Source organism: Mycobacterium shinjukuense (genome assembly GCF_010730055.1).
GTDB classification, from domain to species: domain Bacteria; phylum Actinomycetota; class Actinomycetes; order Mycobacteriales; family Mycobacteriaceae; genus Mycobacterium; species Mycobacterium shinjukuense.
This window is the reverse complement of record NZ_AP022575.1, coordinates 4,462,314-4,478,628: the sequence shown is the minus strand read 5'-3', so window position 1 is coordinate 4,478,628 and position 16,315 is coordinate 4,462,314. Positions and strand designations below refer to the sequence as shown.

Annotated in this window: 11 protein-coding genes and 1 pseudogene; 3 read left to right on the top strand and 9 right to left on the bottom strand. The window is 67.4% G+C overall.

Features of this window, described 5'->3' with window-relative positions; translation table 11 throughout:
• Window positions 1-688: 688 nt before the first annotated feature.
• Window positions 689-2,197 (top strand): annotated as a pseudogene (locus G6N20_RS20285) (MDR family MFS transporter); the annotation flags it as partial.
• Between the two features lie 73 nt (window positions 2,198-2,270).
• Here G6N20_RS20285 and fadB read toward each other — a convergent pair.
• The gene (gene fadB, locus G6N20_RS20280) at window positions 2,271-4,415 is read right to left on the bottom strand and encodes a fatty oxidation protein FadB (protein ID WP_142272112.1); all 2,145 of its coding nucleotides are present in this window, start codon (window positions 4,413-4,415) and stop codon (window positions 2,271-2,273) included.
• A 4-nt stretch (window positions 4,416-4,419) separates the two neighbouring features.
• Window positions 4,420-5,631, bottom strand: a complete 1,212-nt coding sequence (locus G6N20_RS20275; protein ID WP_083050055.1) for an acetyl-CoA C-acetyltransferase — start codon at window positions 5,629-5,631, stop codon at window positions 4,420-4,422.
• 228 nt (window positions 5,632-5,859) lie between these two features.
• Here G6N20_RS20275 and G6N20_RS20270 point away from each other — a divergent pair, with 228 nt between their 5' ends.
• Window positions 5,860-7,059, top strand: coding sequence for a pyridoxal phosphate-dependent aminotransferase (locus tag G6N20_RS20270; RefSeq protein ID WP_083050057.1), 1,200 nt, complete (start codon window positions 5,860-5,862; stop codon window positions 7,057-7,059).
• Here G6N20_RS20270 and G6N20_RS20265 read toward each other — a convergent pair.
• From G6N20_RS20265 to G6N20_RS20250, 4 genes are all read right to left on the bottom strand, one after another.
• The gene (locus G6N20_RS20265) at window positions 7,052-7,492 is read right to left on the bottom strand and encodes an SRPBCC family protein (protein WP_083050059.1); all 441 of its coding nucleotides are present in this window, start codon (window positions 7,490-7,492) and stop codon (window positions 7,052-7,054) included. The genes G6N20_RS20270 and G6N20_RS20265 overlap by 8 nt on opposite strands.
• Before the next feature lie 62 nt (window positions 7,493-7,554).
• A complete protein-coding gene (locus G6N20_RS20260) occupies window positions 7,555-8,010 on the bottom strand; it encodes an SRPBCC family protein (protein WP_083050062.1) in 456 nt (151 codons plus the stop codon).
• A gap of 57 nt (window positions 8,011-8,067) precedes the next feature.
• Window positions 8,068-9,201, bottom strand: coding sequence for a CaiB/BaiF CoA transferase family protein (locus G6N20_RS20255; RefSeq protein ID WP_083050064.1), 1,134 nt, complete (start codon window positions 9,199-9,201; stop codon window positions 8,068-8,070).
• 5 nt (window positions 9,202-9,206) lie between these two features.
• Entirely contained in the window at window positions 9,207-9,650 is a 444-nt protein-coding gene (locus tag G6N20_RS20250) for an SRPBCC family protein (RefSeq protein WP_083050065.1), read from the bottom strand.
• Between the two features lie 35 nt (window positions 9,651-9,685).
• Here G6N20_RS20250 and G6N20_RS20245 point away from each other — a divergent pair, with 35 nt between their 5' ends.
• Entirely contained in the window at window positions 9,686-11,383 is a 1,698-nt protein-coding gene (locus G6N20_RS20245; RefSeq protein WP_083050066.1) for an alpha-keto acid decarboxylase family protein, read from the top strand.
• A 116-nt stretch (window positions 11,384-11,499) separates the two neighbouring features.
• On the opposite strand, the gene G6N20_RS20240 is transcribed toward G6N20_RS20245, so the two are convergent.
• The 3 genes from G6N20_RS20240 to G6N20_RS20230 all read right to left on the bottom strand — a co-directional run bounded on the left by G6N20_RS20240 (window position 11,500) and on the right by G6N20_RS20230 (window position 16,275).
• A complete protein-coding gene (locus tag G6N20_RS20240) occupies window positions 11,500-12,150 on the bottom strand; it encodes a fatty-acid--CoA ligase (protein WP_142272113.1) in 651 nt (216 codons plus the stop codon).
• A gap of 145 nt (window positions 12,151-12,295) precedes the next feature.
• Complete coding sequence (locus tag G6N20_RS20235; protein ID WP_083050067.1) at window positions 12,296-15,511, bottom strand: MFS transporter; 3,216 nt, start codon at window positions 15,509-15,511, stop codon at window positions 12,296-12,298.
• Window positions 15,512-15,834: 323 nt separating this feature from the next.
• Entirely contained in the window at window positions 15,835-16,275 is a 441-nt protein-coding gene (locus G6N20_RS20230) for a response regulator transcription factor (protein WP_263992175.1), read from the bottom strand.
• Between the last annotated feature and the right edge of the window lie 40 nt (window positions 16,276-16,315).

Genomic DNA, 16,315 nt, shown 5'->3' with positions numbered 1-16,315 from the left:
CGCGGGAGCGCGCCAACGGAAGCGCCCCGCACGCGGCATGCGCACACCGGTGACGAAGGCCGCACGCTTGGCGCGGCGGCCAACTTTGGCGGCCGCGGCGGGATCCCTCGACCGGCAGCGGCGACCGGGTGGGCCGCCCAATCCCCACGTCCCGCGCGACGTCGGCCGTCCGCCGGCAGCCGCCACCCCAAGGCGACCTCAATGGCCGGCAGCTGGGTATTGGCGGCCCGCGGCAGCATGCCCGGCACGACATTCCCCAGGGATAGGCGCTTGCGGCCGACGCAAGAGTTTGTTCGCAACCTTCTACTGGACCCCGATGGGTGGTCCACATAGCGTGTCATGCAATCAGAAGCGCGCTGATGAGAACTCTTCACTGAGAACCCTCCAAGCTCCCGGTTGTTCACGCCGGTGACGAAGGCGTCGCATTTCGGGGCTGCACCCTTCGGTCACGTTGTCGTGCGGAAGGACTGGCGATGTCGTTTGTGAACACGGCGGTGAAGCACGTGACGCCAACGAATCTGGCGGCGCCATCTTCGGAATGGGCTGCGATTGGTTCGCCGATCGCCGACGCCCACGCGGTGTTGGCCGGCGCCGAGAACGGCAGCGCTGGCCGTGGGCACCGCGGCTGCGCCGTCGTAAGGTGCCCTTCCGGGTTCACCCGCACCACCGAGTTGACAGGCGCGCAGCCATGACGAGCTCAACAACCCGGGCGACCCCCGCCGCCACTCCGATCTGCCCACCGGTCAGCCTACGGCGGCGCAACGTTATCTTCGTGGCGATCGTGCTCGGCATGCTGGTCGCGGCGCTGGCGATAACGACTGCAGTTACCGCGCTGCCAACGATCGTCGCCGACCTGGGGGGCGCCAACCATCGGTCGTGGGTCGTCACCAGCCATCTGCTCGGCGTGACCAGCTCAATCCCGCTGGCCGGCAAGTTCGGTGACCTGTTCGGGCGCAAGCAGGTGTTCCTGGCCGCCACCGCGTTCTTGATCGCCGGCTCCGTACTGTGCGGGCTTTCGCAGTCGATGAGCATGCTGGTGATCTGCCGCGCGCTGCAAGGCGTCAGCGTCGGAGCGATCAGCGTCACCGCCAGTGCATTGGTCGGTGACATCGCGCCGCCCCGATACCGCGGCCGCTATCAGGGCATCTTGGGGGCGGTGTTCGGCGCCGCGATGGTGACCGCTCCCTTGGTGGGCGGCTTGTTCACCGATCATGTGAACTGGCGGTGGGCCTTTTGGATCAACGTGCCGATCTCGCTGGTGATCTTGTTGTTGGCGGCGGCAGCCATCCCCAAGTTCGCCCAACGCCCCAAGCCGGTCATCGACTACCTGGGAATGTTGCTGGTCATGTTGGGTGCGACCGCCCTGACGATGGCCACAAGTTGGGGCGGCGCCACCTATGCCTGGGGGTCACTGATCATCGTCGGGCTGTTCGTAGGTTCCGCGGTGGTGCTGGGCGCCTTCTTGTGGGTAGAAGGCCGCGTCGCCGCACCCATCCTGCCGATCCGACTGTTTCGCAATCCCACGTTTTCCCTGTGCTGCCTGCTGGCCTTCGGGGTCGGATTCGCGATGCTGGGCGCGCTGACGCTGGTCCCGACGTACCTGGGGTACGTGCACGGCGCGTCGCCAACCGCGTCTGGGCTGCGCATGCTTCCGATGGTGATCGGCATGCTGCTCACCGCTACCGGCGGCGGCGCCCTGATCGGCCGCGTGGGCCGGTACAAGATCTTTCCGGTGGTTGGTACCGCCCTGACAGCGGCTGCGTTCGGGCTGATGTCATACATGGACGAGTCGACGCCAGCTCTGCTGCAATCGCTCTACCTGTTCATCCTGGGGGCCGGCGTCGGCCTGTCGATTCAGCTGCTGATCCTCATCGTGCAGGACACGACACACGTCGAGGACCTCGGGGTGGCAACCTCGGGAGTGACCTTCTTCCGCGCGATCGGCAGTGCATTCGGGACCGCGCTGCTCGGCGCGTTGCTCGCAAACTTTCTCGGCCGGCGCCTGGGCCCGGTGTTGGCGTCCACCGGGACCTCCTTCGAGACCGCGCATTCGCCGGCCGCCCTGCACCGACTGCCGCACCACCTGACCGCCCCCATCGTGCGGGCCTACTGTGAGTCGCTCACGCAGGTATTCGTGTGCGCGGGACTGGTCGCCACGCTCGGATTCATCCTGGCTGTGTTCCTGCCGGAGGTCCCCCACCCACCCGCGCGAGCAGACGCAAAAGCCCCCGACACGCCGAGCGTGCGGGGGCTTTTGCGGCTGCTCGCGCTTACCTCAGCGAGTCCGGCGGCAGGAAGCGGTCGCCGTACGCGGCCGCCAACTCCCGGGCCCGGGCCACGAAGGCTTCCTTACCCGTGCCCGCCGGACCGGAGTAGCCGACGATGAACTGCGCACTGCCACCCGTCCACGGCGGGAACCCGATGCCCATGATCGACCCGATGTTGGCGTCGGCGGTCGACGTCAACACGTTCTCGTCGAGACACTTCTGGGTTTCCAGCGCCTCGGCGAACAGCATCCGGTCGATCATGTCCTGCAGCGGCGGCCGCGATGAGCCGGACTTGAACGTCTCTCGCAGCCCCGGCCATAGGCCAGACCGCTTCCCGTCGACGTACTCATAGAAACCCGCGCCCTTCAGCTTGCCCGAGCGGCCGAGCTCGAGCATCTTCTCGACGACGGCCTCGGCAGGGTGCGGCTGGTAGGTGCCGCCGGCGTCCTCGACACCCTTGCGGGTGGCGACGGCGATCTTGTGCATCAGCTCCAGGTTGAGCTCGTCGGACAGCTGCAGCGGCGGCGCCGGATAACCGGCCTGCGAACCGGCCTGCTCGATGCTGGCCGGCTCCACACCCTCGCCGAGCATCGCCAGCGCCTCGTTGACGAAGGTGCCGATGACACGGGAGGTGAAGAAGCCGCGGCTGTCGTTGACCACGATCGGGGTCTTGCCGATGGCCAGGGTGTAGTCGAACACCCGTGCCAGCGTCTCGTCAGAAGTCTTCTCGCCCTTGATGATTTCGACCAGCGGCATCTTGTCGACCGGCGAGAAGAAGTGGATCCCGATGAAGTCCTCTTGCCGCTTGACACCGCTGGCCAGACCGGTGATCGGCAGCGTAGAGGTGTTGGACCCCAGCACCGCGTTGGGCTCGACGATGTCCTCGATCTCGCCGAACACCTTGTGCTTGAGCTCCTGGTTCTCAAAGACCGCCTCGATCACGAAGTCCACACCCTTGAAATCGGCGGCGTCGGCCGTCGGGGTGATCCGGTCCAACAGCGCCTTGGATTTCTCCTCGGTGGTGCGGCCCCGTTCCAGCGCCTTGGCTTCCAGCTTCTCCGAGTAGCCCTTGCCCTTTTGCGCGGCTTCGAGGCTGACGTCTTTGAGTACCACGTCGTAGCCGGCCTTGGCCGAGACGTAGGCGATGCCGGCGCCCATCATGCCCGCACCCAGCACACCGATCCTCTTGATCGGGGTCTTGCCGATGCCTTCGGGCCGGGACCCGCCGGCATTGATGGCCTGCAGGTCGAAGAAGAACGCCTGCATCATGTTTTTGGCGACCTGACCGGTGACCAGTGACGCGAAGTAGCGGCTCTCGATGCGGGTGGCGGTGTCGAAGTCGACCTGCGCCCCCTCGACCGCGGCGGCCAGGATGGCGCGCGGCGCCGGCATCGGTGCACCCTTGAGCTGCTTGCGCAGGTTCGACGGGAACGACGGCAGGATGGCCGCCAGCGCGGGCGACGACGGGGTGCCGCCGGGCATCTTGTAGCCCTTCTTGTCCCACGGCTGCTCGTGCGCGTCCGGGTTGGCCTTGATCCAGGCCTTGGCGGCGGGCACCAGCTCCTCGACCGTTCCCACCAGCTCGTCGACCAGCCCCATCTCCTTGGCCTTGGCCGGCTTGAACCGCGTACCTTGCGCCAACACGCTCACGAACGCGTTCTGGATGCCGAACATCCGCACCGTGCGGGTCACCCCACCGCCGCCAGGCAGCAGCCCCAGCGTCACCTCCGGCAGGCCGAGCTGGCTGCCCTTGACGTCAGCGGCGATCCGGTGATGACACGCCAGCGCGATCTCCAGGCCGCCGCCCAGCGCCGCCCCGTTGATGGCTGCGACCACCGGCTTGCCCAGTGTCTCCAAGGTGCGCAGCTGCTTCTTGATGGTCTCGACGGTGTTGAACACATCGCCGGCGTCCTCGGGCCTGGCCTGGATCATCGTCTTGACGTCGCCACCAGCGAAGAAGGTCTTCTTCGCGCTGGTGACGACCACTCCGGTGATCGAATCCTTTTCGGCGACAAGGCGGTCGACGGCCTTGCCCATCGACTCGAGGTAGGCCTGGTTCATCACGTTGGCCGACCCGGAGGGATCATCCATGGTCAGCGTGACGATGCCGTCGGCATCCTTGTCCCACTGAATTGTGTTGTCGGGCATGCTGTTAAACCCTCTCGATAATCGTCGCGACACCCATGCCGCCCCCGATGCACAGCGTGACGAGCGCACGTCGGGCGTCGCGGCGCTCCAGTTCGTCGACCATGGTGCCCAGGATCATCGCGCCGGTGGCACCCAGCGGGTGGCCCATCGCGATGGCGCCACCGTTGACGTTGAGCTTCTCGTCGGGGATGTTGAGGTCCTTCTGGAACTTCAGCACCACCGACGCGAACGCCTCGTTGAGCTCGAACAGGTCGATGTCGTCCACGGTCAGGCCGGCACGGTCGAGCACCTTGCGGGTGGCCGGGGTGGGGCCGGTCAGCATGATCACCGGGTCGGCCCCGCTGGTGGCGGTGGCCACGATGCGCGCCCGCGGGGTGAGGCCCTGCGACTTGCCAGCGGCCTCGGAGCCGATCAAGACCAACGCGGCGCCGTCGACAATCCCCGAGCTGTTGCCGCCGGTGTGTACGTGGTTGATCTTTTCCACCCAGTGGTACTTCTGCAGCGCCACGTCGTCGAAGCCGCCCAACGCGGCAAGGCCCTCGAAGGCCGGCTTCAGCTTGGCCAGCCCCTCCATGGTGGTGTCGGGCCGCATGTGCTCGTCGTGGTCGAGGATCAGCAGGCCGTTCTGGTCGCGGACCGGAACCACGGACTTGGCGAAGTAGCCGCCCGACCACGCGGCCGCGGCCCTTTGCTGGCTGCGCAACGCGTAGGCGTCCACATCCTCGCGGGAGAAGCCCTCGATGGTGGCGATCAGGTCGGCGCCGATGCCCTGCGGGACGAACATGACGTCATAGTTGGTGGCCGGGTCCAACCCCATCGCGCCGCCGTCGGATCCCATCGGCACCCGGCTCATCGACTCCACACCGCCGGCCAGCACCAGATCATCCCAGCCGGAGCGCACCTTCTGCGCGGCGGTGTTGACGGCCTCCAGGCCCGATGCGCAGAACCGGTTGAGCTGCACACCGCCGGAGGTGACCGGCATGCCCGATGCGAGCACCGCGGCGCGGGCGATGTCGCCGCCCTGGTCACCGACCGGTGACACGCAGCCCAAGATGACGTCGCTGATCAGGTTCTCGTCGAGGTCGGGGAAACGCCTGCGCAGCTCGTCGATCAGGCCAACGACCAGGCTTAATGGCTTGACTTCGTGCAGCGATCCGTTTTTTTGCTTGCCGCGCGGGGTGCGGATGGCCTCGTAGATGAACGCTTCTTCGGACATGTCGATTCCTGTTCCAACTGTTCCAACTGTTCCCAATGACGGGGAGGTTCGGATCCGTCTTCAAGACTAGGTCCAGTACAGGCACACTAACAGGGGCCCCGGCCAACCTGTTGGTTGGGCAACAGTTCGCTGCGGCGCGCATCGTCGGCGGGCCCACGCCCAATCGCCCACCTCCTCCGCGCGCCGCAGCGCGGCGCACATCGTCGGCGGGCCTTAAGCTCGTGCACCATGACGGTGTCGCGACTGCGGCCCTACGCGACCACGGTGTTCGCCGAAATGTCGGCGTTGGCCGCGCGCATCGGCGCGGTGAACCTCGGACAGGGCTTTCCCGACGAGGACGGGCCGCCGGAAATGCTGCAGGCCGCCCAAGACGCCATCGCCGACGGTGTCAATCAGTACCCGCCCGGCCCAGGCATCGCGCCATTGCGGCACGCCATCGCCGCCCATCGAAGGCGCCACTTCGGGGTCGAGTACGACCCCGACACCGAGGTGCTGGTCACGGTGGGAGCCACCGAGGCCATCGCGGCAGCAGTGCTCGGCCTCGTCGAACCCGGTTCCGAGGTGCTGCTGATCGAGCCCTTCTACGACTCCTATTCGCCGGTGGTGGCAATGGCCGGAGCGCACCGCCTGACCGTGCCGTTGGTTCCCGATGGCCGGGGCTTCGCCCTGGACGCCGACGCGCTGCGCCGTGCGCTGACGCCGCGGACCACGGCGCTGATCGTCAACTCGCCACACAACCCGACCGGTGCGGTGCTGCGCCCGACCGAGCTGGCCGCGATTGCACAGATCGCGGTGTCCGCAGACCTGTTGGTGATCACCGACGAGGTCTACGAGCAGCTGGTGTTTGCCGGCCCGGACAACCCCCGGCATCTGCCGCTGGCCGCCTTCGACGGCATGGCCGAGCGCACGATCACCATCTCGAGCGCGGCCAAGATGTTTAATTGCACCGGCTGGAAGATCGGTTGGGCCTGCGGCCCAGCCGGACTCATCGCCGCGGTGCGTGCGGCGAAGCAGTACCTGAGCTATGTCGGCGGGGCGCCATTCCAGCCGGCGGTGGCGCTGGCGCTGGACACCCAGGACGCCTGGGTGGCCGGGCTGAAGAACTCGTTGCAGGCCAGGCGCGATCGGCTGGCGGCGGGGCTGACCGACGTCGGCTTCGAGGTGCACGACAGCTACGGCACGTACTTTCTGTGCGCCGACCCGCGGCCACTGGGGTACCACGACAGCACGGCGTTCTGCGCGGCGTTGCCCGAGAAGGTCGGCGTGGCCGCCATCCCGATGTCGGCGTTTTGCGTCCCGGCGGCGGCCCACGCCTCACAACAAGCCGACGTGTGGAATCACCTGGTGCGCTTCACCTTCTGCAAACGTGACGACACCCTCGAGGAAGCGATCAGGCGACTGGCGGTGCTCCGGGAGCACGCTATCTAGCCATCTCCATAACCCGTTTGCGCAGTCCCTCGGTGGCGGCGTGCAAGATCTTCTTGCGGGCCTTGTTCACCCAAAACTCCGGCAGCGGCGCGGAGGGTTCGACCGTGAGGGTAAATCGCACCCGGGTCTTGTCGTCACCCTCACGCAACAAGTTGTACTCGCCGTGCTGGCCGTGTTGCTGGGCGGTCCTTTGCGCGTCCCACACCACCCAGTCGGGTCCCCAGTGGTATTCGAGCAACTCCGTGTCGACTATCCCGGTCACCTTGATGGTGACCTTCACGTGGTACGGCCGACCGTCCGGATGGGTGTCGAGCACCTGGCAGCGCTTGTGCACCGACGACCAGGACGGCACCGCGTCCAGGTCGGCAAGTGCCTCCACGATCGCCGCTACGGGCGCTTCGATGACAACTTCACGCGATGCTTGGATGGCCATTGCTACCAAGTTTGCAACGCGATCCCATCACAGACCATGCCAACATCGCGGTGCCCGGACGGCTATCCGGATTGCCCGGAATCGCCGTGCTTGGCAACCCACTTCTGCAGGCCCTTTATCGCCGAATTCAACACCATCTCGCTCGCACGCTTGACCAGGAAACCGGGAATGGGCCCCGACGGTTCCACGGTGATGTCGAAGCGGACCCGCGCCTTGTCGATCCCTTCCGGCTTGACGGTGTACTCGATGTGCTGGCCGTGCTGTTGAAACGTCTTATCGGCATCCCAGACCACCCAGTCGGGGCCCCAGTGATATTCCAAGATCTCCTTGTCGGTCATCCCCAAAACCTTGACGATGGCCTTCACATGGTGGGGCCGGCCATCGGGGTAGCGGTCGATGACTTCCAGCTTCTTGTGCACCGGAGACCACTCGGACAAGACGTCAACATCGCTGAGCGCCTCCATGATTTTTTCCGGCGGCGCATCGATCACAATTTCCCGCGATGCCTGAACAGCCATCACTGTCAAGCTACAACGCCGTCGCAGCCTCGGACAGTGTTTGAGGCAAATACTGTGTCACCAGCCGATGTCGGCGAGCGGCGTGGTCGTGGCCGGCGGCCGGCCGACCGGTCCGGCCGGTGTCCGGGAGAAGCGCGGTGCGGGCGCGGCCTGCTGGACACCGTGGGCCGTGATCACCGTCGCGCGTGCCGTCAGATGCGCGTTGTTGGCGGCCTCGCTCCAGGTCAGCACCGGTGTCACGCAGGCATCGGTGCCGGCGAAAACCGCTGTCCACTCGGCGCGGGTCCGGCTGGCGAACCGTTGGGCGAAGGCCGCGCACATCCGCGGGTAGGAGGCCACGTCGAGCTGATTCGGCACCTCGTCGGGCGACAGCCCGAGCCCGGCGAGCAACGCCGCGAAGAACTGCGGCTCGATTGCCCCCACGGCCATGTACTTGCCGTCGGCGGTCTCATAGCAGCGGTAGAACGGGGCGCCGCCGTCCAGCAGGAAGGACTCGCGCTGGTCGCGCAGTCTGCCGATGGCCTTCATCGTCCAGATCATCTGCGCGAGCACGCTGACCCCGTCCACCATCGCGGCGTCGACCACCTGACCCCGGCCCGAACGTTCCCGCTCATACAGCGCGACCGCGATGCCCAGCAGCACCAGCATGGAGCCACCGCCGAAGTCGGCGACCAGGTTCAGCGGCGGCATGGGTGGTCGGTCGGCGTAACCGAGCGCCGATAGCGCGCCGGTCTGTGACAGGTAGTTGATGTCGTGGCCGGCGGTCTGCGCGAGCGGCCCGTCCTGTCCCCAGCCGGTGATGCGCGCGAAGATCAACCTCGGGTTGACCGCCGCGCAATCCTGCGGACCGATGCCAAGTCGCTCACAGGTGCCGGGCCGGAAGCAGTCCAACAGCACATCGGCTTTGGCGGCCAGCCCGAGCAGCGCCTCCGGCTGCGCCTTGACGTCCAGGTCGACGATGCGCTTCCCGCGGTGCAGCAGGTCGCGATCCTCCGACGGCATCGTCACGCCCGCTCGGTGGCGACCCGCTTCGCCCGGCTTCGCCGCGCTTGCGATCGCCACGCCGCCCGGGCGGCGCACTCGCACCACGTCGGCGCCGAGGTCGGCGAGCACCATGCCCGCGTGTGGGCCCGGTCCGATGCCGCCGAGTTCGATCACCTTCACCCCGACCAGGGGCCCCCCGGTGGTCACCGCGCCTATGTGCCCTTCTTGACCTTCAGCACCCGTTTGCGCAGCGCCTCGGTCGCCGTGTCGATCGTCCCCTTGACGGCGCGTTTGAGGACGAAGCCCGGCAGCGGAACGTTGGGATCGACGCTGATCTCAAACTTGACCAGGGTTTCGGCGCCCTTGGGAACCAAGGTGTACTTCCCGTCCTGCGACTTTTGCTGGCCGGAGCTGACCAGCGTCCAGCTCACCGCATTCTGGCCCCAGGTGTAGGCCACGACCTGCTCGTCGGTGATACCCGCGGTCTTGACTTTCATCTTGACTCGGCTGGGCCGGCCGTCGGCACCGGTCTCGAGTATTTCCACGCTTTGATGGGGTTCGGACCACTCGGGCATCGCTTCGAAATCGGCGATGACGTCCAGGATCTCTTCGGGGCTAGCTTCGATGACGATGTCGCGGGACTCGGTGATTGCCATGGCCCGCACGATATCGAAACCGCGCCCGGGCCGGAATGGTTTCGGATGCGCGTACCGTCGTCTCCGTGACCGATCCCGTGTACACCGTTGGCGATTACCTTCTCGACCGCCTCGCCGAACTCGGCGTCTCCGAGATCTTCGGCGTGCCCGGAGACTACAACCTGGAATTCCTCGACCACATCGTGGCCCATCCGGCCATTCGCTGGGTGGGCAGCGCCAACGAGCTCAACGCCGGCTATGCCGCCGACGGATACGGCCGGTTGCGTGGAATGGCTGCTGTGGTAACGACATTCGGCGTCGGCGAACTCTCGGCGACCAACGCGATCGCGGGCAGCTACGCCGAGCACGTGCCGGTGGTGCACATCGTCGGCGGCCCGTCCAAGGACGCCCAGGCCACCCGCCGAGCGCTGCACCATTCGCTCGGCGACGGCGACTTCGAGCACTTCCTCCGGATCAGCCGCGAAATCACCTGCGCCCAAGCCAATCTCATGCCAGCAACGGCGTGCAGGGAGATCGACCGGGTGCTGTCGGAGGTACGGGAACAGAAGCGGCCGGGCTACATCCTGCTGTCCACCGACGTGGCGCGCTTCCCCACCGAACCGCCCGCCGCGCCGTTACCCCGCTACACCGGCGGCACCAGCCCGCGCGCGCTGTCGATGTTCATCGCGGCCGCCACCGAACTCATCGCCGACCATCGCTTGACGGTGCTCGCCGACCTGCTGGTTCACCGCCTGCAGGCCGTCAAGGAGCTTGAGGAGCTACTGGCCGCCGACGTGGTGCCGCACGCCACGTTGATGTGGGGCAAGAGCCTGCTCGACGAGAGCTCGCCCAACTTCCTGGGAATCTACGCCGGCGCGGCCAGCGCCGACCGGGTCCGCACGGCGATCGAACAGGCGCCGGTGCTGGTGACCGCCGGGGTGGTGTTCACCGACATGGTGAGCGGCTTCTTCAGCCAGCGGATCGATCCGACCCGGACCATCGACGTCGGGCAGTACCAAAGCAGTGTGGCCGACCAGGTGTTCGCACCGCTGGAAATGGGTGCCGCGCTGGCGGCACTGGCCAGCATCCTGGCCCGGCGCGGCATCAGTTCGCCACCGGTGGAACCGCCGCCCGTGGAGCCGGCGCCGCTCGTGCCGGCCCGCGACCAGCCGCTCACCCAACAGATGGTGTGGGACCGGCTGTGCTCGGCGCTGACACCGGGCAACGTGGTGCTGGCCGATCAAGGGACCTCGTTCTACGGCATGGCCGACCACCGGTTGCCGCACGGAGTCACCTTCATCGGCCAACCGCTGTGGGGCTCAATCGGTTACACACTGCCGGCCGCGGTCGGAGCCGCCCTGGCGCATCCGGACCGGCGAACGGTGCTGTTGATCGGCGACGGGGCTGCCCAACTGACCGTGCAGGAACTGGGCACCTTCTGCCGCGAGGGCCTCTCCCCCGTCATCGTGGTGGTCAACAACGACGGCTACACCGTCGAACGCGCCATCCACGGCGAGACGGCCCCCTACAACGACATCGTCAGCTGGCGATGGACCGATGTTCCCAACGCGCTCGGGGTGACCAATCACCTGGCTTTCCGCGCACAAACCTATGGCGAGCTCGACGACGCCCTCACCGCCGCCGCGGAGCACCGGGACCGCCTGGTGCTGGTCGAGGTGATGTTGCCGCGCCTCGAGATCCCCCACCTGCTGGGCCAGCTCGTCGGATCCCTGTCGCAGCAGGGCCGTCGCTGAGGCAGGGTGATCGGTCACATGCCGGCGCACCGAACGTGCAACCATGGCGGCCTCGCCCGGCGTGTCCCCGCCACCAGTACACGCGCGACGTTGCCCGCCGCACGCTCGGCACGAAGTTAGGCACGCGAGGAATCACTCCCGTGCGCCGCAATCCGCATGTTGTCCAGCAGGCGGCCGACGAACAGCGGAGGGTAGGGCCCCAGTCCAGCCCGGCTCATCCAGTGTGCGGCGGCGTCGGGATGATCGATCCACCGCCGGGCCCCGTCCTCGTCGGGAAACTCCTGCAGGATCAACACTTCGTGCGCATCGTCAAAAGCCTGGAAAACCCAGGTCTTTCGGATGCCCACCGCGCTGAACCGGTCCATCGCGGCGCCGACCTCCGCCACCAGGTCCACCACGTCGTCGACCGATGCGAACGCGGCCACCACGACGCCCGGGGCCGCTGGAGCGGCCCCGGCACCGCCGGTGACGATCCGATCGACGATCTCGCCGGCGAACACCGCCGGGATGTCGTCGACGCCGCTGGCGTCGAACCAGTCGAAGAAGACCCGGGAACGAAGCAACTCCACGATGGGCTCGCGGCTGTGCACGCCGATCATTACCAGGACACGGCCACGGTCGTGGGTTGACGCGTAGATCAGGACGTGGTGAGCGCCGATGGCGGCGAGAGCCGACCTGTTGCGCTCGAGCAGCGGCCGCACCCGGCCGGGGTCGGCCACCCGGTAGTCCGATGCGATGACCATCGAATGAAGGTCGCCGGCGGTCACCGTAGCCGTTCTTCCATCACGTCTGCGGCGGCATTCGGTGGCGGCGCGCCGCCACACTCGATGCCGCGGCTACGGCGAAGCGGATCTGTCTCGTTTGGCACAGTCGAACAGGTTTGGCACAGTCGAACAGGCGCAGACACGATGGTCAGCGATCCAGCAGTGCGGCGATTTGCGGCAAGACCTCACGGGTCGCAATGCGCCCCGCCTCGCGGGCGGCGTCGATCTGGTGGAACTCCAACAGCCCGACGGCGCGGGCGTCGGGCCGGATCACCACGTCGGCCTGCGCCAGCGCCGCATCCGCCACCATCCGGCTGCCCATCATCATCGTGCGGATGACGGTTTCGCCGATGCTGGGGACCCTTGGTGGACGGCCCGGGCTCGGGGAGCCGTTCGCGGCACCGCCAAACCCGATGGCCACCGCTATCAGGGGACCCTCGGCGCGCGACAACGCGGCAACGGGAAGGTTGTCCAGCACACCGCCATCCACGTGCACTCCACCGTCGTAGACCTGCGGCGGATACAGTCCGGGCAGGCGCACCGAGCAGCCAACGACGTCGGCGAGCCGACCCCGCCGGTGCACCACCGCCTTGCGAGCCAGCAAATCCACACTGACGCACCGGAATTCCTTCGGCAGCTCCTCTACCAGCTGTTCACCATAGGCGTGCTGCAGGAGGGTGGCCGTTCGCCGACCACGGATCAACCCCTTGCTCGGCATCACCGTGTAATCGCTGACCGGGTTGTGGCGAACGGAAAACTCGTAGACGTTTGCGTCGACGGCCTCCGCGTCCATGCCCGCCGCCGCGAACGCGGCAATGGTGGCCCCCATGCTGGTGCCGGCGAACCTGTCGACGGTGACCCCGGCCGCCTCCAGCTCGTCGAGTACCCCGAGGTGGGCCAGCGCGCGGGCACCGCCACCACCGAGCACCAGCCCGATCGAACGACCCGCGATGCGCGCGGCAAGCGGGCGCAAATCGTGTTGCAGGCTCCGGTAAGAAACCGCGTGCACCGACCGCGGCGTGATCAACTCCTCCCAGCCGCGCCGCTGCTCTCGGCTGGCGGGGGCACCGGCCAGCACCAGATCGGCGCCCTCCGCCCGCGGGGGCAGCGGCGCCGCCTGTGGTGATGGGTCCCCCGCGACCAACACGATCCGATCGGCCACGCGCACGCAGAAGTCCCGCCACCCTGCGTCGTGCACCGACGCATGCAGCACCACCTTGTCCGCGGAGCGCTCGGCCCGTTCCAGGCCATCGCGGTCGACCCGGCCCGGGTCCACCGCGCGCAGCCTCTCCGACAGCGCGGCCAGCAAGGCGCCGGCCACCGCCCGAGCGGGCGCGTCGGCGCTCAAACCGACAACGGACACAACGACTTCGGGTGACGCCGTGGGGGGCACCGCCGGCGGTGGCGCCTGGTGCAGCCGGGTGCCGAGCACCCGAACCAGCGCGGCCAGCACCGCGCGGTTGGCCATCTTGTCGAACTGGGCCTTGGTGAGCCGCACCAGCGTCGAGTCGCGCAACGCCTTGATCGACGCGGACCGGGGAGCGTCGGTGAGCAACCCCAATTCGCCAACCACCTCGCCGCGGCCCAGTTCTCGGAGCACGATGTCCTCCTGGAGCACCTGCAGGCGGCCGCTGCGTACGACGTAGAGCGAGTCGGACACGTCGCCCGCGTGAAACAGATACGAGCCGGCTTGCAGATCAACCTCTTCGGTGCGCCGTCCAAGTTCGGCCAACGTCGCGTTGTCCAGTCCCGCGAACAACGGCAGCTGCCGGATCAGATCGGCCTCCCGGGTGGGCGCCAGCACGGGTTGGACCGGCGCGGTCGCCCGCCGGGGTGTCGAGGGCGCGACGGGCGCCGCCGTGGTGTCGGCCGCCACGTCAGCACCGCTGCGGGTCCTTCCCAGGAACGCGGCGCCGACCGCGACCGAAGCGAAGCAAATCGCTGCCATCACCCATCCCCGCCGAATGGCCTCCTGGGCGTGGCCGTGTGCCGGTGTCCCGATCAGGATCACCAGCACCGCGACGCCGATCACCGCGCCGAGCTGGCGGGTGGTGCTCACGACCGCCGACGCGGTGGCATAGCTACCGCCCTTCGCCAACCCGGCCAGCGCGGCGCTACCCAGAACCGGCAGGGTCGCGCCCACACCGATGCCCTGAATCAGTTGGCCCGGTAGCCATGCCCCGAGGAAGTCGGGTTCGGCCCCGACACGTTGTCGATACCACACCAGGCTGGCGGCCCAGACGATGGCCCCGACAACCACGATCGCCCGATGTCCACGCCGGTCGGCGATGCGGCCAAGTACCGCCGCGACCACGGCGGCGACGAACGCGGCGGGCGCGATCGCCAAACCCGCCTTCAGCGCCGAGTAGCCCCACACGTAGGTCAGGTACAGCACATGGGTGAGCACGTAGCAGTAGAAACCGGCGGCGGCGACCACCGTCAGCACGTTGCCCGCCACAAACGACCGGATCCGCAGCAACGCGGGCTCGACCAGCGGCACCGGGTGCGCACGCGAGCTCAGCACGAAGCCCATCAGCGTGACCGTGCTGGCCGCCAACGACGCGACGGTTCCCACGCTCACCCAACCCCAATCGGGGCTCTTGACCAACCCCAGGGTCAGCAGCCCCAGGGCCGCACCCAGCAACATCGCGCCCCGCAGGTCCGGCACCCGCCGCCGCCCCGCGGCACGGCTCTCGGTGAGCACCCGCCCGGCGATCATCACCGCCACGATGCCCAGCGGAATGTTCACCAGGAACACCCACCGCCAGCTTGACGCTTCCACGAGCAACCCGCCGATCGGCGGGCCCAGCCCGGACGCGATGGCCGCCGCCGCACCCCAGAGGCCCACCGCGTGGGCGCGGTGCGACGCATCAGAGCCCTCGACTACCAGTGCGAGCGAAGCCGGTACGAGTACCGCCGCGCCGATGCCCTGCAGCACTCGGAAGGCAACCAACTGCTCAACGTTGACGGCGACCGCGCACAACCCGGACGCGACCGTAAACAGCGCGACGCCGAAGATGAATGTTCGCTTCCGGCCGAGTATGTCCGCCAGCCTGCCGGCGGCCACCATGAAGGCCGCGAAAACAATGTTGTACGCGTTGAGGATCCAGGACAGGCTGCTGATGTGATACGCCGGAAAGGATCTTTGGATATTCGGGAACGCGATGTTGACGATGGTCGAGTCCAGGAATGCCAGGAAGGCGCCGAACGACGCGACCAGCAGAACGGCCGTCGGCGATGGGCGACGCCGCTGGGTGAGCGCCGCGACCGTTGATGCAAGGTAGTTTCGCGCTGGCGTGCCACCGGCGCGCGTGCGGTGACGGCGGGCGGTCTTGTCGGCGGAACGCGACGGTATACCGGTCATCTGCAACCTCCCTGCGACCTCGCGCGATGAGTCGTCGACCCGGATGCGTTCGCGCTTCTTGGCTTTCGTGGGAAATCTGATTTCGCGGTATTCTACGTATTATTGTCCACGAGGTTAATAGGCACCGGGATCGATCAGTCCCAACCGGTTAGCTGATATCTGGGCACCCGCCCCGACGCGACGACCGCACATTGGTGCGCTTGGATCCACCGCCCGGATTGATGGCGAGTCCAGGCCGCTTGGCTGGCCCCCGGTTGGAATTTCGAACCGGATTGTCGTTTCCCGGTGGTGATGCGAAGCGGGCGCGCAGCGGTGCGAGCTTGTCAGATCGCAAACATGACCTGCCGCAGAGCCGAGAAGTCCAACGGCTTGGTCAAATAGCCGTGCGCACCGAGGTCCTTCGCCTGTTGGGTGTAGAACGGACTGTCGTAGGCGGTGACCAGGTAGACACGAACGTCAGGCCGCTTTTCTCGCACGCGCTTGAGCAATTCGATGCCGTTCATCTCCGGCATCTCGATGTCGGTGAAGATCAGCACGACATCGGGATCCCTGGTCTCCAAGACGTCGAGCGCCGCCCGCCCCGTCTCGGCGAACTGCAAGATGAGCTCGCCTGAACGCAGTTCCCGGCGAAACCGCTGGCGGAACAGCGCCTCCATGTCAGCCTCATCGTCAACGATGAGCACATGGATCGCGGTCACGGTGACCGCCGCATCGTTTCCATCGACAGCGCGGGGCAGTGTCCGCACAGCAGACCCGTGTCCCATCCCCCTTTCAACCCATGCGTGCGGGGCTCTGCCGCACCCC

Coding starts and splice junctions, on each gene's coding strand:
- G6N20_RS20245 (WP_083050066.1), top strand. CDS start 9,686: ATGGTTTCGGATGCGCGTACCGTCGTCTCCGTGACCGATCCCGTGTAC.
- G6N20_RS20265 (WP_083050059.1), bottom strand. CDS start 7,492: ATGGCCATCCAAGCATCGCGTGAAGTTGTCATCGAAGCGCCCGTAGCG.
- fadB (WP_142272112.1), bottom strand. CDS start 4,415: ATGCCCGACAACACAATTCAGTGGGACAAGGATGCCGACGGCATCGTC.
- G6N20_RS20250 (WP_083050065.1), bottom strand. CDS start 9,650: ATGGCAATCACCGAGTCCCGCGACATCGTCATCGAAGCTAGCCCCGAA.
- G6N20_RS20235 (WP_083050067.1), bottom strand. CDS start 15,511: ATGACCGGTATACCGTCGCGTTCCGCCGACAAGACCGCCCGCCGTCAC.
- G6N20_RS20230 (WP_263992175.1), bottom strand. CDS start 16,275: ATGGGACACGGGTCTGCTGTGCGGACACTGCCCCGCGCTGTCGATGGA.
- G6N20_RS20260 (WP_083050062.1), bottom strand. CDS start 8,010: ATGGCTGTTCAGGCATCGCGGGAAATTGTGATCGATGCGCCGCCGGAA.
- G6N20_RS20270 (WP_083050057.1), top strand. CDS start 5,860: ATGACGGTGTCGCGACTGCGGCCCTACGCGACCACGGTGTTCGCCGAA.
- G6N20_RS20275 (WP_083050055.1), bottom strand. CDS start 5,631: ATGTCCGAAGAAGCGTTCATCTACGAGGCCATCCGCACCCCGCGCGGC.